Genomic DNA, 18,387 nt, shown 5'->3' on the forward strand with positions numbered 1-18,387 from the left:
GCCCCGTCCGCGATCAGCCGCACGGACAGCGCGAGCCGGCGGAGCGGACACACCGGAACGACCAAGCCGGCCGGGCGCGTGGGGGCCCGCGAACCGCGCGGCCCCTTCACCTCTGCCGGGCGGCGAGACGACGGACGAGGGACGTACGGGCAGATCGGCTGAGCCCCGAGCCCCCAGCCCTGGGCTCGCAACCCCAAAACCCCCGTTTCTCACTTGCGCAACCGTCGAATCCCACCCGACGAGTCACACTTTCGCCGCGACCCCCGTCATATAGCCGAGGACGCGCGGCCCGGACCGCTCCGGGACATCCACCCGGCTCGCGCCGGCCGCCGCGCCCCGCACCGCGGATCGAGGACGAGAGGGACGTCGCGCATGAGCGCAGGGGGCATAAGCGCAGGAGGCAACGACGCCGGGCCGCACGCCGGTTCGGCCAAGGGCGGGGAGAACACCCGACTCCCCGTCCCGGACGGCCCGGGCGTCCGGTTCGCCGACGCCATCGACAGCCGGCTGGGCATCTACGGCGCGACCAAGAGACACCTGCGCAAGGTCTTTCCGGACCACTGGACGTTCATGCTCGGCGAGATCGCCCTGTACAGCTTCATCGTCCTGCTGCTGACCGGCGTCTTCCTCACGCTGTTCTTCAAGCCGAGCATGACCGAGGTCGTCTACGACGGCTCCTACGTGCCGCTCCAGGGCATCCACATGTCCCAGGCGTACGCCTCGACCCTCGACATCAGCTTCGACACGCGTGGCGGCCTGATGATCCGTCAGGTCCACCACTGGGCCGCGCTGATCTTCATCGCCGCGCTGTTCGTGCACATGTTCCGGATCTTCTTCACCGGCGCGTTCCGCAAGCCCCGGGACCTCAACTGGCTGTTCGGATTCCTCCTGCTGGTACTGGCCATGGTCAACGGCTTCACCGGCTACTCACTCCCCGACGACCTGCTCTCCGGCACGGGTCTGCGGATTGCCGAGGGGGTCTGTCTGGCCATCCCGCTCGTCGGTACCTACCTGCAATTCTTCCTGTTCGGCGGGGAGTCCCCGGGCGACGACATCGTGCCGCGCCTGTTCACGATCCACGTGCTGCTGATCCCGGCGATCATGGTCGGCCTGGTCACGGTGCACCTGACCCTGGTCTGGTACCAGAAGCACACCCAGTTCGTCGGCCCGGGCCGGACCGAGAAGAACGTGGTCGGCGCGCCGTTCATGCCGGTCTACGCGGCCAAGGCGGGTGGCTTCTTCTTCCTGGTCTTCGGCGTCACCGCGCTCCTGGGCGGCCTGGTGCAGATCAACCCGATCTGGTCCTACGGCCCCTACAACCCCGGGCAGATCACCGCCGGTTCGCAACCCGACTGGTACATCGGCTTCATCGAGGGCGCCCTGCGCATCATGCCCAACTGGGAGTGGAACGTCTGGGGCCACACGCTCAGCTTCAACGTGCTGATCCCGTCCCTGATCATCCCGGGTGTGCTGTTCACCTTCATCGCCGCGTACCCGTGGGTGGAGAGCTGGATCACCGGCGACAAGCGTGAACACCACATCCTGGACCGGCCGCGCAACATGCCGGTCCGCACCGGTCTGGGCGTCGGCTGGATCGTCGCCTACGGCGTGTTGTGGATCTGCGGCGGCAACGACGTGATCGCCACCCACTTCCACCTGTCGATCAACACCATCACCTGGATCGGCCGCTTCGCGTTCCTGATCGCCCCGGTCCTCGCCTACCTGGCCACCGTACGCATCTGCAAGGGCCTCCAGCGCCGCGACCGGGACAAGGTCCTGCACGGCCGCGAGACGGGCGTGATCAAGAAGCTTCCGCACGGCGAGTACATCGAGGTCCACGAACCGCTCGACCCCGCACTGCGGCACAGCCTCACGGCGCACGAACAGCCCAGGCCGTACGCCCTGGTCCCGGCCGTGGACGAGAACGGCGTGGCCCGCCGGGTCACCCGCTCGCAGAAGTTGCGGGTGCGGATGTCGCACTGGTACTTCGCCGAGCCGATCGCCAAGGCCACGCCCGAGCAGTTCCGGGAACTGACCGAGGGGCCCGAACACCACCACGAACACTCCTGACCGGCGGGGGCGGCCCGTCCCGCAGGCCGCCCCCGCGCACCTCGCCGCCCACACCGCCGCCCCGAGGAGATCCGGCATGCCCTCGACCGTCCCGTCCCGTTCCCATCGCGGCCGTACCGCCGACGGTCCGCGCCCCGATCCGCTGCTGATCCACGCGGTCCACCACGCGCTGCGCCGGGACCTGGCCGACCTGGTCGAATGGGCGCGGACCTGCGTACCGGTGGCCGGCCCCGGGTGGAACCGGTTCCGGCACTACCTCACCCTGCACCACCGGGCCGAGGACGCCACGCTGTGGCCGGTGCTGCGCGAGGCGTCCGGCCGAGGGTCTCCGTTGCACCGGCTGACGGCGGTGATGGCGCAAGAGCACCACCGGCTGGACGAACTGGTGGCCACCATCGACGACTGCCTGACCGGACGCGGGCCGGCAAGCCGCACGTTCGAATATGTGACGCAGTTGGACACCGCCCTCACCGCACACCTCGACTTCGAGGACGCGACCCTGCTCCCGTTGATCTCGATGCTGATCACGCCCCATGAATGGGCCCACTTCGACGTGGCCCAGCGACAACCGCTCTACCTGGTCGAGGGCGCAGAGTTCCTGTCCTGGCTGGTAAAAGGCGTACCCGCCGATCGCGAACTCGCGATCCGCCACGTGTTCCCACCCGCTGTCCGCCTGACCCACCGCCTCCTGCGCCCGAGGCACGTGCGCTGGTGAGGCGGACGGGCGACGGCGCGGTCAGCGCCCGCGGGGCTTGCCGCGTTTGCCGGTCTTACCGGAGCCCGGGCCGCCACGTGCGCCCCGGCCGGTCGCGCCGCCGCCGGCGCCTCCCGGCTTGCGGCGTGCGTCGGGGCGTTTGGCGGCTGCCTTCGCCGACTTGGGCTGCGGCGGGGTGGGCGTACGTCCGCGCGAGCTGTTCACCGTCCGTCCCCGGACGATCCCGATGAACTCCTCCATCAGCTCGGAGGGCTCACCCTCCGGCCAGGCCAGCGCGACCCGCGACTGCGGCACCTCGGCGGTTTCGGCGGCCTCGTCGACCGTCTCGCCGGCCCCGGCCAGCGGTCGATATGTCAGGTCCTTGCGGTGGTGCAGTCGGGCCAACGACTGCGGGACGATCAGCAGCCCCACCCCGGCCGCCACCAGCTCGATCGCGTCCGCCGTGGTCGCCGGCCGCTCCTTGGCCGGCACACCGGGCGGGCCGGCGGTCCAGTCGAGCGGGTCGTCCAGCGGGTGCAGCAGCACGAAGTCGGCCAGGTCCTCGACGGAGACCTCGTCGACCGCCGTCACGTCGTGGTCCTTGGGGACCACGACCACGGTGGTCTCGGTGTACATGGGGATCGTGTTCAGCCCGGTCCGATCCATCGGCAACCGCACCAGACCCGCGTCGGCGCCACCGCTCCGCAGCGCCTCGGCCGCCTCGGCGGCGGTCACCGCGAGCAACGCCAGGGACACGTCGGGCAGCCGCTCGTTCCAGATCCGCACCCATTTGGCGGGGGTCACCCCCGGAACGTAGGCGAGCCGGAACGAAGAGGGTGTTTCCGCGCCTGTCACCACGTCAGGTTACCGGCCATGATCGGCGGCACCGCACACGGTCGCTACTCTTGACCCCATGACGTCGCACAAGACCACCCAGACGATGAAGCCCGCGACCGCGGCGAAGAAGCTGGGCGTATACCTCGAGGCCACCCCCGCCGAGTTCCGGGAAGGTGTCGTCTCCCGCGACGAACTGAACGCACTTCAGGCCGACCCGCCGGAGTGGCTGCGCGAGCTGCGCGCCGCCGGTCCGCACCCCCGGCCCGTGGTCGCGGCGAAGCTGGGCGTGTCCATCGCCGGGCTCGCGCGCGGCGGGATCACCGAGGCGCTGACCACCGAGCAGATCGACGCGCTGAAGGAGGAGGGCCCGGAGTGGCTGCTCCACGAGCGCGCCGTCCAGGCCGACGTCCGCAAGGAAGCGGTCCGGATCAAGGAGAAGAACCAGGCCAGGGAGGCCAAGGAGCAGGAGCGACCCGCCGCGCGCCCCGCCCCGGCCCGCCGCCCCCGCTCCTGACCCGGCTCGGCTGAGGCCGGACCGGCCCAGCCCCCGACGGTCGCCCGGCCCGCCCCGGGCGACCCTTCCACCCTCGGCGGCCCGGTCAGCCCAGATACGCCGGCGCCACCGCCGCCGTCGTCAACCGCCGGGGCGCCCCCGACCCGTCCGCCGGCAGCGCGTACAGATCCGCCCCGTAGTCGCCCGGCAGCGCGTAGACCACCGTGTGCGGGTCCGACCACACCACCTGGTCGTCCACGCTGCGCGACTCGGCGAGCGCGGTCTCGGCCATCGAGCGCAGATCGAGCGCGTACAGCCGCCAGGGTGCGTCCGCCGACGCGCCCTCGACCCGCTTCTTGTAGACGACGGTGGTCCCGTCCGGCGACAACGACGGACACTCGACGTTGGTGTGCACCGAGGTCACCGTGCGCTCCCGCAGGTCGCCCCGGACCAGGTAGGTATGGCCCCCCGTGGCCATCGTGGCGTAGAAGACCCGGTCGTCGGCGAAGGTGACCCCCCAGAAGTTGGCGTCGGCGGGGGCGGCTCGGCCGGTGCCGTCGCGGATCACGGTGAAGTCCTCCAGGGACGTGATCAGCTTTCCGCCGCGCAGATCGACGATGCCGGTGCGGGTGGAGAAGTCGGCGCCCGCGTACGAATCCCCGCCGACGAAGACCGTCCATGCGACCAGCGCGCCCGACGATGAGACCCGGGCCCGGGACGGGATGCCGGGCAGTGCGTACGTGGCCCGCTCGTGCAGGCCGGCGTCCAGCACCACCGCGCGGTAGTTCTCCTGGAGCGTGCCGTGTTCGGCCCGAAGGCAGATCCCGGTGCCCGCCGCGGCGTGGAAGCGCAGGCACTTGACCCCGGACGCGGTCCGCGCCCCGTCCGGATCGACCGCCCGTACCGTGGCCACCTCGTCCCGGTGCGGACCCCAGGCCAGGTTCCGGAACACAAGCAGCGGCTCGGCGGCGGCGCCGAGCGAGACCGGACCGGCCGCCACGGCGGGGCCGCCCGGCCGCGGACGGTTCTTGCGGTCGGTGCGATCCACGGCGTGCAGGACGGCCGCGACTGCGAGCACGGCCAGGACCATGACCGCGGCGGCGAGCACCGACAACTTGCGGCGAAGTGTCATGGCGACCTTTCCGCGACCGGGCGCAGCAGCAGCGCGCCGGTCGCGCACACGGTCAGCGCGACCGCGGCGGAGGTGAGTGCGGTGCGGTCGCCGAACGCGGTCCAGGCGGCGCCGAAGGCGATCGAGCAGACGAAGCGGGCCAGGGCCTGTCCGGTCTGCACCAACGCCAGCCCACTGCCCCGCAGTTCGGCCGGGACCACCTCGGCCGCGTCGGCCATCAGCACCCCGTCGGTGGCGGCGTAGAAGCAGCCGTGCAGGGTGAGTACGACACAGGGCAGCCAGGCCGCGTCGGCCCCCGAGAGCAACAGCACATAGGCCACGAGCAGCGCGAAGTGGCCGCCGAGGAAGACCCGTTGCCGCCCGATCCGGTCGGCCAGCCGGCCCAGCGGGATGGCCAGGAGCAAAAACGCCGCGGCGGTGCCGAGCGGCAGCAGTGCGAACCACCGGTCGGCGACGCCGAGTCGGCGCTGGAGCAGCAGGTACACGAACGAGTCGCTGACCGTGGCCAGTCCGAGGAGCAGCGCGCATCCGGCGAGGCGCCGCACCTCGGTGCGGCGCAGCAGTGCGACGGCGGCCCGCAGCGAGGGCCGGGACGCCGGGGCAGGCAGCGGGACCGGGCGGGCCGGCACGAACAGCAGCAGAACGAGCAGGCCGAGTACGGCGATACAGAAGCTGACCAGGAACACCGCGTCGTAGCCGTCCACGGTGGCCCGCAGGATCGCGAACGCGACGAGCGGGCCGAGCAGGGCGCCCGCGGTGTCCATGGCCCGGTGGACACCGAACGCCCGCCCGCGGTCCGCGGGTTCGCAGGACAGCGAGATCAGCGCGTCGCGCGGTGCGGTGCGCAGTCCCTTGCCGGTGCGGTCGGCGGCCAGCACCATGCCGATCAGCGGTAGCGAACCGACCACGAGCAGCAGCGGTTTGCACACCGCCGACATGCCGTAGCCGAGCGCGGCCACCGTCTTGTGCCGGCCGCCGCGATCGGCCAGGTGCCCGCCGACCAGACGGACCAGCGCACCGACCCCGTTGTAGATCCCGTCGAGTAGGCCGAAACCCAGTGGGGACAGGCCCAGTCCGGCCACCAGGTAGAGCGGCAGCACGGCCGCGACCATCTCCGAGGAGACGTCGGTGACCAGGCTGACCGTGCCCAGCGCCAGCACCGTGGGGGCGACGGCGGAGGGGGCGAGGACGGAACGCCGCCCGGAGCGGGGGCTCCGGGCGGCGTCCGGCGCGGCAGTACCGCGACTGTCCGCTACATACACGTCAGGGGACCCAGATCCCGGTGATGTCGGTGGCGGATCCGGCCTGTCCGGCGTGCGAGGTGCCGTACATGTCCTCGATCGTGCGGAGCAGGTTGTAGTGGTTGTAGGTGGTGGCGCTCGAACTGCCCGCGACCACCTGCTGTCCGTACAGGACGGTGGCGATGCGGTTGCCGCTCAGCCGGTTGTCCTCGTCGAAGGTGACCACCAGGAGGCTGTTGTGCGTCTTGGCCCAGGTGGCGTACGCGCCGAGCTTGTTCTGCAACCAGGTGTCACCCGTGCTCACCGAACAGTCGTGCATGTCGTTGCACAGGTTCGGGACCACGAAGGAAACCTTGGGCAGGGTGGTGTAGTTCGTCGGGAACTGAGCGAAGGTCATCGCGGTTGAGGTCGGCACGTTGGAGAAGGCGAACCAGGGGTTGTGTTTGCGCGCGTACTGGCCGCTGGAGCACACGGTCGAACCCTGGCTCGGCAACGACTCGTTGTAGCTCGCCCAGGTCGCGCCGACCGCGATCAGTTCCGAGCCGAGGTTGGGGGCGGAGCTGAAGCCGGGGGTGTAACAACTGTCGTCCGTGATGCCCTGGGTGGAACCGGAGAACATCGCCAGGTAGTTGGGCTGGCTGGGGTGGGTCTCGGCGTAGAACTGGCTGAGATTGGCGCCGCCGGTCTTCAGCGAGTTGATGTACGGCGCGCTCGAACTGCCGATGACCTGGCTGTAGCCGTGGTTCTCGAAGACCACGACGATGGTGTGGTCGGGAGTGGGTACGCTGCCCGCCGCCCGCGCGGTGGGCGCGCCGGCGACGAAGGCCCAGGCGGCGACCAGCGCTGCGGCGAGGGCCAGCGCGGCACGGTTGCGGATGTGGGCATGGGTGTGGCTGCGGACGGGGTGTCTGCGTCGGGATATGGACCAGTCGGACACGGTTGTCTCCTGTGACATCGGAGTGAGTGGAATACCGCGTGCTCGATGGTGCATCCCAGACGCTAGGGAATCGTCGGGTTCGCCCGGGAGGATCCCGAACGTGAAGTTCGTGCGAACGAACCGCCGGCCGCCGGTCGCCAACCCGTCGATCGAACGTCGATCGAAGGTCGATCACCGCGCGACGCACCCGGCCGGACCGGACACACGGCGAGGGCGCGGGGAGTAATTGCGGCGCGGGGCACGGGCGCGGAGCAAGACGGCGCGGAGCGTATCGGCACGCGACACGACGGCGGCCCGGGACACGATGGTGTCCCGGGCCGGTCGGCGGATCGGGATGGTCAGCGGGCCTCGGCGGACAGGCCGGCGGCGGCCAGGAGGTAGGCGGTCATCGGGGCGTAGTCGCGGGCGTCGACGACGTGGTCGTCCAGCGGGACGGTCACCGTGACGGTCCCCTCGGCCTCGCCGAGGAACAGCGCCGGGTCGTTGCTGTCGGCGAACGCGACGGTCGGGATGCCCTGTTGCCCGGCGCGGCCGGCCCAGCCGTGGTCGGCGACCACGAGGTCGGGGCGGGGTCGGCCGCTCTCCGCGAGCGCGTCCAGGATCGCGCCCATCGGTTGCGGGGCGTGCGTGTGCCACAGGGTGGCCCCGCGCTCCAGGACCGCGACGCCGCCGAACTGGCGGACGTCGCCCCAGGTTTCGTCGTCCCCCTCGGTGGTGCGCAGGTCGCGCGGGATGTCGATGACGGTGGCGCCGGCCGCGGTCAGCGACTCGGCGATGGCGCGGTGTACGTCGAGCAGGCCGCCGGGGTGGCCGGTGGCGACGAGGACGTGCAGTCGGCGGGCCGCGGCGTCGCGCAGTACGGCGGCCATCCGGTCGAGGGCGGCCAGGGTCAGCTCGGGGTCGATGGTGTCCTGGCCGGTGCGGTGGGCGGGGTTCGGGTCCACGCCCGCGCGCTCGGCCATCACGGCGAGCACGTCCTCCTCGGTCTTCCAGCGGTCGCCCAGGTCCAGGCCGAGCCAAAAACGCAGGTTTCCGCGGACCAGTTCGGCGTAGTGCCGGAGGTTGACCTCTCGTGGGGTGGCGATCGGGCCCGCGATGCGGGTCGCGACCAGGTGCCGGAGCAACTCGTCGGGCGACGGTGGGATGTTCGGCGTCGTCATGCCGCCATTGTGCGCACACGACAACCACCCGGTGGCCGCCGCCCCCACCCCGGGAGCCGGCGGCGCGGGTACGGGCCCGCCGGCGCGGTGATCGCGTCGGGGTCGGCATCGGGTCTCCCGGCGGCCCGCGCCCCTGTCCCGGATCGGGCTCGTCGAATCCCGTTCACGCACACGAAATCGCGCCATAAGTCGGCCGATTCGTGACGTTCTCCTTTTGTTGCGCAGCGTGGAGACTATTGGCGCGGAACGGCGGCCCACCCGCCCCACCAGCACCGGAGGACACAGGTGCGAGGCGGCGACCGGGGACGGCCGACGACCGCGAAGGTTCGTGTACTGATCTGCCCGCCTCTGCTGCAGGAAGGATCGAAATGAGCCCCGTGATGGTAGAGATCCGCGATGCCGGACCGCTCGACGTCGAGGTCGAGGAGGAACTGGTCGAGTTCGAGGACGAGACCAACCCGGAACGCCGGATCGAGTCGTGTCTGGCCGACCCGTGGGTGACCGCCACCACCCGCGTGGGGTGCGACTGGGCCTGACCGGCCCGTCGCCCGCCGCACACCGGATCCGGCCCGGAGCCCATCGATCCGGCCGCCCCGCACGGAGCACGCATCCGCGCGGGGCGCGCGGTCCCGTACCGCGCACGCCGGCCGCGGACGACGCCGGCGATCGCCCGGCGGACGGTGTGTTCGGAACCACCCGACCCGGAACGGCAAGGAGCGGACGTGGGCAAGGTGCGAACGGTCCCCGACGGATCCGTGCAGGACCTGAGCCGGCGTCTGGACACGCTGATCGCCGGCCACGATCGACGCCACCGGGCGGACTCGGTCTGGCTCCACCTGTTCGATCCGCGGATGCCTCCGATGGACCACGGGTGGAAGCTGCACGTCTCGACCCGCCCCGAGGACTTCGCCGAGACGCTGGACCTGCTGGTCCCGGTGCTGCTGCGGTACACCTGCCTGGCCAAGTTCGCGGCCGGCACCGCCGTGCTGGAGGAGATCAACGCGGGCGTCCGCGATCCCGCCCTCGTCGGCAAGGCGATCACCGTCTATCCGCGTGAGCGGGACGTGGCCGCGCTCGGCCGGGAACTCGCCGAGGTGCTGGCCGGTCGCGGCGGGCCGCGGGTGCTCGGCGACCGCCGGGTCCGCCCCGACGCCCCCGTCTACTACCGGTACGGGCCCTTCCGGGCGGGCGGCGGCGACGACGCGGGGCTGGTGATGACCGGCCCCGACGGGCAGCGCTTCCCGGGTCGGGCCACCGTGCGCTACCGGCAACCCCCGTGGGCCGCCGACCCGTTCGGCGCCGCCGCGCCCGCGCCGGGACGCACCGCCCGGCTGATCGGCGGCCGGTACCGGCTCACCGGCGGCATCGCCCGCTCCCCGCACGGCGACGTCTACCGCGCCCTGGACACCGCGACCGGCGACCGCGTCGTGGTCAAGCAGGCCCGGGCGTACGCCGGGGAGGACGGCGGCGGACTGGACGCCAGGGACCGCCTGCGGCACGAACGCGCGGTACTGGGCGTGCTGTCCGGGCTCGACGGCGTCCCCCGGGTGATCGACCACCTGCGGCACGGCGAGGACGAGTTCCTGGTCACCACCGACTGCGGCCCCGGCGACCTGCGCCGCGACGTACTCGCCCACGGCCCCTACCCGGGCGACGCCCGCTCCGGCCGGCGAATCTCCGAACTGGCCCGCCGACTGCTCGCGGTGCTCGACGGCATCCACGAACGCGGCGTGGTGGTGTGCGACCTCAAGCCGGGCAACGTGGTGTTGGACGCCGACGGGAACGCCCGGATCGTCGACTTCGGGATCAGCGCGCTGGACACCCGCCGCCCGGCCGGCGGCACCCCCGGCTACACCCCGGCACCCGACCCGGACGGCGGCTCGCCCGTCCCGGTCGACGACCTGTACGCGCTGGGCGCCACGCTGCACTACGCGCTGACCGGCCTGGACCCGGTGATCGTCGATCCCGATCCGGCGGTGAACCGGCACCGTACGCTCGCCTGCCTGGCCGCCGCGCTGCCCGGCGTCACCCATCGGCCGGTCCGGGCCATGGTGGCCGCGCTGCTCAGCCCGGATCCGGCCGAACGCTCCGCCTGCGCACGGCGGTTGCGGGCCGGGCAGCCCGAACCGATGCCCGGCCGCCGACTGCCGGCGCCGCCTCGGATCACCTCCGCGCTCCTGGACGACGTGATCGGCCACACCGTCGCCGCCTGTGTCCGGGGTGTCGCCGACTGGCCCGCCGCCTCGGGCCCGCGTCCCGGCTCGACGCTGACCCTGTACGTGGGCGCCGCCGGGGTCGGCCTCGAACTGCTGCTGCACCACACCGACCGCCCGGACGTCGCCGGCGCCGTCGCGCGCCTCGCCCACCGCACCGCGGCCCACCCCGAACTGGGCGAACTCTCCGACACGTTGTACACCGGCCGCACCGGCATCGACCTCTTCCTCCGGGCCGCCGCCGACCTGCCGGGCGGTGCGCCGGCCCCGAACACCCCGCCTGCCGCGAGGCCCTACGACGACACCGGCGACCAGATCGGCGGCGCGGCCGGCGGCGGTACCGGGCACCTGCTGCTGGCCGCGACGGCGCGGGCGGCAGGCGACCCGGAGCGGGCGGGCGTACACCTGGCCGCCGCCGCGGCGTGCGCCGGCATGCTCTCGGCCCGGCACGGCGAGCCCGAACCCGACGAACTCGGGCTGCCCCCGGCCTCCTCCCGCGCGGCTTACGCCCACGGGTTCGCGCACGGCCGGGCCGGCATCGTGTACTTCCTCGACGCCTACCGACGTACCGACCCCGACGCGGCGCCGACCGTACACGCCGCCGCCCGGGAGGGTCTGGCCGACCTCGCCGCGCGCACCCCCGACCTGCTCGCCTCGGCCGCACTCCCCGGCGCCGCGCGCAACTTCGGGTCCTGGTGCCGGGGCATGGCCGGCATCGGTACGACACTGATCGCCGCCGGAGCCGCGGATCGGGACCCGAAGCTGCTCGAACTCGGCCTGCGCTGCGCCCGGTTGTGCCATTCCCTCGCGCCGCGGATGAGCCTGGTGTCCCAGTGTTGCGGCCTGTCCGGCATCGGCGAACTGCTCGTGGACGCCGCCGTCGCGACCGGCGACGACGAACTGTGGCGGGCCGCCGAGGACGTGATCGGCCTGATCCTGGCCCGCAGCGGCGGCACCACGCGCCGGCCCCTGCTCCCGGACAACACCCGCGCCGCGTCGAGCCCGGCGTGGGGCACGGGCAGCGCGGGAGTCCTCTCCTTCCTCCGACGGGTGCAACAACGCGGCGGGCGGCGGTTGTTGGCTCCGCCGACGAGCCCCTGAGCGGCGCGTTTGGTGGTGGCCTCCGCTTCGGGGTGGGTCCGGGCCCACTCCGAAGGCGGGTGTTGGCCGGAGTGCTCGGGGGCGGCTCGGCCGGCTAGCGTCCGAGTATGCGATTTGCTCAGAGTGCGCTACCAAATGCCTTCACTACAAAGCGAGTTCACGTAGATGCCCGCACCGGAGCGGGGACGTCGACGAGCCGCCGGCGCCGATGGGGTCGGGCCGTCGCCGTGCCGGCCGGCGCGGCGCTGCTGCTGTTGCTCACGAACGGCGCCGTGCCGGCGCATGCGGCCGGCCGGGGCGACGGGACCGACGGGGCACGCGCCGGGAGCCGGACGGCCGCCGTGAGTCGGGCCGACGCCGAGCGGGCTCCCGCCTACGGGCGGGGCAGCGTCGTCTCGGTACGCCGCGTGGACGTCCTCGATCGGGACCGGGTCCGCGAGCAGTTGTCGCCGTACGACCTGGACGCGCCGGCGGCCGAATACGGCGTGGTCACCTATGTCGTGGTCTACCGCACGATCGACGCGGCCGGGCGGCCGACCGTGGCCAGTGGCCTGGTCGCGGTGCCCCGGGGTGGGCCTCGGACGCAGCGGGTGCTCGCGTTCGAGCACGGGACCACGGTCGAGAAGGTCGGCGCGCCGTCCGGGGAACGGGCGGACGACAACCGGGCGTTCCCGCTCTTCTACGCGGGCGCGGGCTACTTCACCGTGGCGCCGGACTACCTCGGCCTCGGAATGGGTCCGGGCCGGCACCCCTACGACCATGCCGCGTCCGAGGCATCGGCGTCCGTCGACCTGCTGCGTGCGGCGCGCGAAGCGGCCCGGCGCGAGGGTGTCCGGCTCGACGCGCGGGTCCTGGTCACCGGGTTCTCCCAGGGCGGGCACGCCGCGATGGCGTTGGCCAAGGCCCTGGACGCGGGCGCCGATCCACGGCTGAACCTGGGCGGGCTGGCCCCGGCGAGCGGGCCCTACGACCTGGAGGGCGTGATGTTGCCGGCCGCCATGGGCACCACCGGCGACGCGCGCGCGGTCAATCTCGCGCTGAGCTATCTGGTCCTGGGCTGGAATACGGCGCGCCCCCTGTACCGGCACCCCGAGGAGATCTTCCTGCCGGACCAAGTGGACACCGTGCTACGGCTGTTCGACGGGCGGCATACCGAGGCACAGATCCTGGCCGGGCTGCCCGACCGTCGAGAGGCGCTGTTCCAGGCGGAGTTCCTGGCCGGCCGCAACGCGGCCGCCGGCCGCTTCCGCGCCGCGATGCGCGAGAACGACACGACCTGTGCGTGGCGCCCGCGTGTGCCCGTCGTGCTCTTCGGCGCCCGGGGTGACCGGGAGGTGCCGTTCGCCAACACCGAGAGTTGCGCCCGTACGCTGAGCGCACACGGCACCGACGTCCGGGTGGATGATCTCGGTGACATCGGGCACTTTCCGTCCGGGATCGGCTCGGCGCCGCGCATCCTGGCGTGGTTCGCCGACCACATGTAGCTCGGCTCGGCCGCTCCGGCGACGGCGGGTTCAGCGCCGGACCAGGGCGGCCTGCGCGGCGGACAGCAGGGCCACGCGCAACTGCTCCAGATCGTCGAGGGGGCCGTTGCGGCGCAGCTCGGTGACGAACGCGCGGGCCGCGTCGGTCACTTCGACCGGCCCCTCCAACTGGAGTGCGCCGAACGCCCGTTGCAACGCGGGCAGGTCGTCGTGACCGCCGCTGTTGGTGCGGCGGGTCAGGATCACCGACTCGGCCGCTTCGAGGAAGCGCAGGTAGGTCTGGCGGCGAACGTCCGTCAGTCGCTCCGCGCGCTGTTCGTCCAGCGTGGTGCGGACGGTCTCCAGGAGGGCATCGGCCTGCCGGTCGCCCGCGTGCCGTGCCGCGTCGGCCTGACGCATCCCGGCACCGCGGGCGAACCAGCCGGTGATCAGGCCACCGGCGAGCGCCGACCCGGCCGCGAGCAGCGCGATTCCCCACTCACTCATGAATCACATTGTGACGGGCACCCCCACCGGCCGCAGACCGTTTCCCCGATCCCGAGATCCGCACCGAATCGCGTCGGCGGGTCGTGGCGAGCAGGAACAGCCAGGCCGCCACCGCGATTGCGGCACCCGCCCCGTACATCGCCGCCGTGCCGCCCTGGTCCAGCGCGAGGCCGCCGATGCCGGTGCCGAGCGCGATGCCCAGGTATATGGCGGACGAGTTCAACGAGACCACCAGCGGGACCTCCTGGGGCGCGGCCTCGATCAGGCGGTGCTGTTGCGCGGGGGTTTGCGCCCAGGAGGCGGCGCCCCACCCGAACAGCAGCGCGCCGACGACCGCCCGGGGCGGGTCGCCCGCCGCCGGCCCCGCGAGCAGCGCCAGTGCCGCGGCCATCACGGGATAGGTCACCGCGAGCACCCGCGTCGGGCCCCGTCGGTCGGTGGCCTGCCCCGACCACAGGTTGCCGAGCACCGCGCCCGCGCCGTACAGGACCAGCATCCAGGCCACCGCCGAACCGGTCACCCCGACCGCCGCCAACGCGGGCGCGCTGTACGCGTATGCGGTGTAGGCGGCGGTCATGCCCAGGACGGTCAGCGGCAGCACGCTCAGCACGCCGGGTCGGCGCAACACCGCCAGTCGTGCCCGCAGCGGCACCCGCTCGGTGCCGGGCAGCGCGGGCATGACCACCCGGACCGCGACGGCGATCGCCAGGCACAGCCCCGCGACCGCGCCGAGCGCGATCCGCCACGTGGCGAGTCGGCCGATCAGGGTGCCGAGCGGTACCCCGAGCGCGGTCGCCACGGTGAGCCCGCCGATCACCACCGCCAGCGCCCGCCCGCGCAGTTCGGGCCGCACCAGCGCCGCGCCGACCGCACCCGCGTTGGGGGTGAAGGCCGCCGCGCCCACGGCCGCGCCCACGCGCGTGAGGATCAGCACGGGCAGGTTCGGCGCCAGCGCCGAACCGAGATTGGCCGCGGCCAGCACCAGCAGGGCCCCGATCAACAACCCGCGGCGGGGCAGCCGAGCAGTCAGCGTGGCCGACACCGGCGCGGCAAGCGCATAGGCCACCGCGAACACGGTCACCGACTGCCCGGCCGCGTTCTCCGACACGTCCAGCGAGTTCGCCATCGCGGGCAGGAACCCGGCGACCACGAAGGCGTCCGTACCGACCGCGAAGGTGCCCAGAGCCAACACGAGAACGGTCGAGATCTCGAACATGTGGCGCCTCCCGATGAAAACGAGGAATCGGGATATCAAACATCCCGATTCATGCCGTGAAGAAAGACAAACAGGAACCGGACCCGGCCCCGCCCGCTCAGCCACCCATCCGGGCATACCTGCGCCGCGCCCGCTCGGCCGCCGCCGGCGGGGCCGCCGCGAGCGCGTCGGCGATCGTACGCCCGGCCAACTCGCGCCGGTAGGCGAGTTCGGCCTGCCGCATCAGCGTGCTCACCCCGCAATCGACCCGGAATTCGGCCGCCGCCGGGTCCACACCGTCCCCCCGGCGCCGGATCTCGGCGCACCGGAAGAGTTCGTCGGGCCCCTCGACCGCCACGACCACGTCCAGCAGGGTGATCGCCTCCGGCCGCCGCGCGAGCAGGAACCCGCCGCGCGCCCCGGCACTGGAGGTCAGGATGTCCGCCCGAACCAATGCCTGGAGGCGCTTCTTGAGGTAGGCGGGCGGCAGTTCGAACCAGGCGGCCAGCGTCGCGGTCGACACCGGCCCCTCGTCCTCGAGCCAGGCCAGCACCAAACAGCAGTGCAACCCCCACTCGACCCCTTCGCCCATCCGCATGATCGGGATACTACACGTCCCGATTCACCGACCGCCGGCTCGCCCCTTGCGTCGCGGTCACTCCATCCGGGTGCCCTGCGCGCTGACCAGCGTCCACCCGCCGCCTCGCCCGGCGGGATCGGTGACGAAGACGTGGGTGTAGCGGCTGCGCGACTCGAACGCCTCCCCCTCGAAGCGGCCGGACATCCGGGTACGCCCGATCACGATCGCCGTCGCGTCGAAGAACCGCACGCTCGGCTCCTCCCCGTCCGCCCCGATCGCCTCGAACTCCAGCCGCCGCGACGCGATCAGCGGAACCAGATCGGCCTTCGGGATCACCGACCCGGCCATGACGTCCACCAGCACGAAGTCGTCGGCCAGCAGGCCGCCCAGCGCATCCCCGTCCGCCCGGACCAGTGCGTCGAAGAAGGCCAGATCCGCCCCGACCACCTCGCGCCCGTCGTGCGCGTCCACACCACTCGTCCCGGCCATCGCGCCCGCTCCCTCGTCGCCGTCGTCCCGCACGGGGTCCCGACGCTAGACGTTGACGTCGGCGTCAACGCCAATCGGGAAACCGCGCACCGCACCTCCGCCGCACCGGGCCCGACGCGTCCCCCGCCGCCGTGCGCTCACGCCCGGGCCTTCGCCGAACCACCCGTCAGCCCGTTCTCGTAGGCGGCGATGACCAGTTGAGCCCGATCCCGCGCGCCCAGCTTGGTCAGCAGTCGGCTGACGTGTGTCTTGACCGTGCCGACCGCGAGGAACAACCGCGCGGCGATCTCGGCATTGGAGAGGCCGGTGGCGATCAGGTACAGCACCTCACGCTCGCGGTCGGTGACACTCTCCAGGCTCGCGAGCGGTTGCCGCCGGACGGCGGGGCGGCTGACGAACTCCTCGATCAGCCGCCGCGTCACGGGCGGCGCCAACAGCGCCTCGCCGGCGGCGATCACCCGGATCGCGGCCAGCAGTTCGGCCGGGCGGGTGTCCTTGAGCAGGAATCCGCTCGCACCCGCGCGCAACGCGCCGAACGCGTACTCGTCCAGCCCGAACGTGGTCAGGATCAGCACCCGAGGCCCGTCGGAGCCGCCGTCGGCCATCACCTCGCGGGTCGCCTCGATGCCGTCGAGCAGCGGCATCCGCACATCCATCAACACCACGTCGGGACGGCTCTCCCGGATCAGCCGCACCGCCTCGCGCCCGTTGCCGGCCTCGCCGATCACGGTCAACTCCGGGTCGGAGTCGATCAGTACACCGAATCCCGCGCGCACCAGACTCTCGTCGTCGGCGACGAACACCCGAATCGTCACGCCGCCCCCGTCTCACCCGTGCCGAACGTGCCTGCGTACACGGGCTGTTCCTCCGGCACCGGCAACCATGCCGCGACCCGGAAGCCACCCTCGGCACGCGGCCCGACGCTCACCCGACCACCGTATAGGGCGGCCCGCTCGCGCATGCCGATCAGCCCGTGGCCGGACGGATGATCCCACTCCCCGGCCGAACTCCCGCGCATTGCCGAGCCGTTGGGGGCAGTCGCCGGCGTGGCCCCCGTCCCCTTCGAGGTCGCCGATCCATGCGAAGCAGCCGAAGCCACCGACGCCGGCTCGGCTTGCCCCGCCTCCATCCGACCCACCCCGTCGTCGACGACCTCGATCCCGATCCCGGCGTCGTCGACCGACACCGTCAACCGGGCCCGGTCGGTCCCCGCGTGTTTGGCCACGTTGGTCAGCGCCTCCTGCACGATCCGATACGCCGCCCGGTTCAGCCCGTGCGGCAGTTCGTCGAGGCCACCGCTCACCGTGGCGTCGACCCGTACCCCGGCCTGGGCGCTGCGCGCGAGCAGCCCCTCCAGGTCGGCCAGCGCACCGGGCGAGTACTCCGCCGCGTCGCCGTCCCGGAGCAGCCCCACCAGTGACCGCAGTTCGACCAGCGCCGACCGGCTGACCTCCTCGATCGCCGCCAACGCGGCGGCGGCCTGGGCCGGCCGGGTGTGAATGACATGGTTCCCGACGCCGGACTGCACCGCGATGACGCTCAGGCTGTGCGCCACCACGTCGTGCAACTCGCGTGCGATGTCCAGTCGTTCCTCGGTGACCGCGCGGCGTGCCCGAGCCACCTGAGCCGCCGCCCGCTCCTCCGCCTGGCGGCGCAGGCCCTCGTTGTGCGCGCGGCCTCTGGCCGCCGCCCACCCGGAGACCCACGCGGCGAACTGCACGATGACGATCTGAAAGCCGATCATCGGTCGGCCCGAAAGCTCCTGCATCACCAGGCAGGACGACAACTCGCCCAGCAGGGAGCCTCCCAGCACGAGTGCCGCCATCCGCCGCGAGCGAGCCTGTGCCCCGTAGGCGACCAGGACCGCGAGCATCCACACCGCCAGGAACCACGGTGTCGCCATCAGCGGCGGCAGCAGCACGGACGTGGCGACCATCGCGGCGAGCGGCGCGAACCGGCGCAGCACGAACGCCCCCGCGAAGAGCCAGATCGTCACGAACACCACCGGCACGGGCAGGCATCCATGCCACGTCAGCGTGGAGACACCCAGCGACAGCACCACGCCCAGCGCGCCGGCGATCGCCACGTCCACGGCCACGAGCAGCCGGCGCCGCGGACCCTGCTTCGGGGTGTACGCCTGCGGCGTCGTCGAGTTCACGTATCGACGCTACGGGCGCGAGCAGGACGTGACTTCTGTCTCCGGGCCACCCTTCGCATCGTCCTCAGGTCGTAGTCGTGCCCCGCCATCCCCCGCACGACAGACCCGCCGTGGTCT

17 protein-coding genes are annotated in these 18,387 nt (G+C 72.6%); 6 read left to right on the forward strand and 11 right to left on the reverse strand.

Annotation, left to right across the window (positions count from 1 at the left end; genetic code table 11):
* Window positions 1–387: 387 nt before the first annotated feature.
* Window positions 388–2,070, forward strand: a complete 1,683-nt coding sequence (gene qcrB / locus ACMXN5_RS37395) for a cytochrome bc1 complex cytochrome b subunit (RefSeq protein ID WP_439681358.1) — start codon at window positions 388–390, stop codon at window positions 2,068–2,070.
* A gap of 76 nt (window positions 2,071–2,146) precedes the next feature.
* The gene (locus ACMXN5_RS37400) at window positions 2,147–2,785 is read left to right on the forward strand and encodes a hemerythrin domain-containing protein (RefSeq protein WP_439679344.1); all 639 of its coding nucleotides are present in this window, start codon (window positions 2,147–2,149) and stop codon (window positions 2,783–2,785) included.
* Window positions 2,786–2,806: 21 nt separating this feature from the next.
* On the opposite strand, the gene ACMXN5_RS37405 is transcribed toward ACMXN5_RS37400, so the two are convergent.
* Window positions 2,807–3,619, reverse strand: coding sequence for a LysR family substrate-binding domain-containing protein (locus ACMXN5_RS37405; protein WP_439679345.1), 813 nt, complete (start codon window positions 3,617–3,619; stop codon window positions 2,807–2,809).
* 58 nt (window positions 3,620–3,677) lie between these two features.
* On the opposite strand from ACMXN5_RS37405, the gene ACMXN5_RS37410 reads away from it, so the two are divergent.
* Complete coding sequence (locus ACMXN5_RS37410) at window positions 3,678–4,115, forward strand: DUF5997 family protein (protein WP_439679346.1); 438 nt, start codon at window positions 3,678–3,680, stop codon at window positions 4,113–4,115.
* Window positions 4,116–4,200: 85 nt separating this feature from the next.
* Here the strand turns inward: ACMXN5_RS37410 and ACMXN5_RS37415 are convergent, their stop codons facing one another.
* The 4 genes from ACMXN5_RS37415 to ACMXN5_RS37430 all read right to left on the reverse strand — a co-directional run bounded on the left by ACMXN5_RS37415 (window position 4,201) and on the right by ACMXN5_RS37430 (window position 8,564).
* Window positions 4,201–5,226 carry a TolB family protein gene (locus ACMXN5_RS37415; RefSeq protein WP_439679347.1) on the reverse strand — a complete coding sequence of 342 codons (1,026 nt, stop codon included), beginning with the start codon at window positions 5,224–5,226 and terminating at the stop codon, window positions 4,201–4,203.
* Window positions 5,223–6,488 (reverse strand): MFS transporter, encoded by a 1,266-nt coding sequence (locus ACMXN5_RS37420; RefSeq protein WP_439679348.1) that lies wholly within the window; start codon window positions 6,486–6,488, stop codon window positions 5,223–5,225. The genes ACMXN5_RS37415 and ACMXN5_RS37420 overlap by 4 nt, the downstream gene beginning before the upstream one ends.
* 1 nt (window position 6,489) lies before the next feature.
* Window positions 6,490–7,422, reverse strand: a complete 933-nt coding sequence (locus ACMXN5_RS37425; protein ID WP_439679349.1) for an alkaline phosphatase family protein — start codon at window positions 7,420–7,422, stop codon at window positions 6,490–6,492.
* Window positions 7,423–7,742: 320 nt separating this feature from the next.
* Window positions 7,743–8,564: a phosphatase gene (locus ACMXN5_RS37430; RefSeq protein ID WP_439679350.1), complete on the reverse strand. Its 822-nt coding sequence runs from the start codon at window positions 8,562–8,564 to the stop codon at window positions 7,743–7,745.
* Window positions 8,565–8,932: 368 nt separating this feature from the next.
* Between ACMXN5_RS37430 and ACMXN5_RS37435 the strand changes: the two genes are divergently transcribed.
* From ACMXN5_RS37435 to ACMXN5_RS37445, 3 genes are all read left to right on the forward strand, one after another.
* The gene (locus ACMXN5_RS37435; protein WP_380003872.1) at window positions 8,933–9,100 is read left to right on the forward strand and encodes an SflA family class IV lanthipeptide; all 168 of its coding nucleotides are present in this window, start codon (window positions 8,933–8,935) and stop codon (window positions 9,098–9,100) included.
* A 186-nt stretch (window positions 9,101–9,286) separates the two neighbouring features.
* The gene (gene lanL / locus ACMXN5_RS37440; protein ID WP_439679351.1) at window positions 9,287–11,878 is read left to right on the forward strand and encodes a class IV lanthionine synthetase LanL; all 2,592 of its coding nucleotides are present in this window, start codon (window positions 9,287–9,289) and stop codon (window positions 11,876–11,878) included.
* 227 nt (window positions 11,879–12,105) lie between these two features.
* Window positions 12,106–13,362 carry a lipase family protein gene (locus tag ACMXN5_RS37445; RefSeq protein WP_439679352.1) on the forward strand — a complete coding sequence of 419 codons (1,257 nt, stop codon included), beginning with the start codon at window positions 12,106–12,108 and terminating at the stop codon, window positions 13,360–13,362.
* A gap of 30 nt (window positions 13,363–13,392) precedes the next feature.
* On the opposite strand, the gene ACMXN5_RS37450 is transcribed toward ACMXN5_RS37445, so the two are convergent.
* The 6 genes from ACMXN5_RS37450 to ACMXN5_RS37475 all read right to left on the reverse strand — a co-directional run bounded on the left by ACMXN5_RS37450 (window position 13,393) and on the right by ACMXN5_RS37475 (window position 18,270).
* Complete coding sequence (locus ACMXN5_RS37450) at window positions 13,393–13,848, reverse strand: hypothetical protein (RefSeq protein ID WP_439679353.1); 456 nt, start codon at window positions 13,846–13,848, stop codon at window positions 13,393–13,395.
* Entirely contained in the window at window positions 13,841–15,064 is a 1,224-nt protein-coding gene (locus tag ACMXN5_RS37455; RefSeq protein WP_439679354.1) for an MFS transporter, read from the reverse strand. Before ACMXN5_RS37455 ends, ACMXN5_RS37450 begins: the two co-directional genes overlap by 8 nt.
* A 97-nt stretch (window positions 15,065–15,161) precedes the next feature.
* On the reverse strand, window positions 15,162–15,641 hold the full coding sequence (locus ACMXN5_RS37460; RefSeq protein ID WP_439679355.1) for an RrF2 family transcriptional regulator: 480 nt from the start codon (window positions 15,639–15,641) through the stop codon (window positions 15,162–15,164).
* Between the two features lie 57 nt (window positions 15,642–15,698).
* On the reverse strand, window positions 15,699–16,145 hold the full coding sequence (locus ACMXN5_RS37465; protein WP_439679356.1) for a nuclear transport factor 2 family protein: 447 nt from the start codon (window positions 16,143–16,145) through the stop codon (window positions 15,699–15,701).
* A gap of 104 nt (window positions 16,146–16,249) precedes the next feature.
* Window positions 16,250–16,927 carry a response regulator gene (locus tag ACMXN5_RS37470; RefSeq protein ID WP_439679357.1) on the reverse strand — a complete coding sequence of 226 codons (678 nt, stop codon included), beginning with the start codon at window positions 16,925–16,927 and terminating at the stop codon, window positions 16,250–16,252.
* Window positions 16,924–18,270, reverse strand: a complete 1,347-nt coding sequence (locus ACMXN5_RS37475) for a sensor histidine kinase (RefSeq protein ID WP_439679358.1) — start codon at window positions 18,268–18,270, stop codon at window positions 16,924–16,926. The genes ACMXN5_RS37470 and ACMXN5_RS37475 overlap by 4 nt, the downstream gene beginning before the upstream one ends.
* Window positions 18,271–18,387: the final 117 nt, after the last annotated feature.

The sequence above is a fragment of the Embleya australiensis genome (genome assembly GCF_051903075.1).
Taxonomy (GTDB): Bacteria; Actinomycetota; Actinomycetes; order Streptomycetales; family Streptomycetaceae; genus Embleya.

Bases quoted from the DNA above. Each gene is read 5' to 3' on its own strand.
- ACMXN5_RS37430 (WP_439679350.1), bottom strand. From the start codon at position 8,564: ATGACGACGCCGAACATCCCACCGTCGCCCGACGAGTTGCTCCGGCAC.
- ACMXN5_RS37460 (WP_439679355.1), bottom strand. From the start codon at position 15,641: ATGCGGATGGGCGAAGGGGTCGAGTGGGGGTTGCACTGCTGTTTGGTG.
- ACMXN5_RS37455 (WP_439679354.1), bottom strand. From the start codon at position 15,064: ATGTTCGAGATCTCGACCGTTCTCGTGTTGGCTCTGGGCACCTTCGCG.
- ACMXN5_RS37400 (WP_439679344.1), top strand. From the start codon at position 2,147: ATGCCCTCGACCGTCCCGTCCCGTTCCCATCGCGGCCGTACCGCCGAC.
- ACMXN5_RS37415 (WP_439679347.1), bottom strand. From the start codon at position 5,226: ATGACACTTCGCCGCAAGTTGTCGGTGCTCGCCGCCGCGGTCATGGTC.
- ACMXN5_RS37450 (WP_439679353.1), bottom strand. From the start codon at position 13,848: ATGAGTGAGTGGGGAATCGCGCTGCTCGCGGCCGGGTCGGCGCTCGCC.
- ACMXN5_RS37410 (WP_439679346.1), top strand. From the start codon at position 3,678: ATGACGTCGCACAAGACCACCCAGACGATGAAGCCCGCGACCGCGGCG.
- ACMXN5_RS37425 (WP_439679349.1), bottom strand. From the start codon at position 7,422: ATGTCACAGGAGACAACCGTGTCCGACTGGTCCATATCCCGACGCAGA.
- ACMXN5_RS37435 (WP_380003872.1), top strand. From the start codon at position 8,933: ATGAGCCCCGTGATGGTAGAGATCCGCGATGCCGGACCGCTCGACGTC.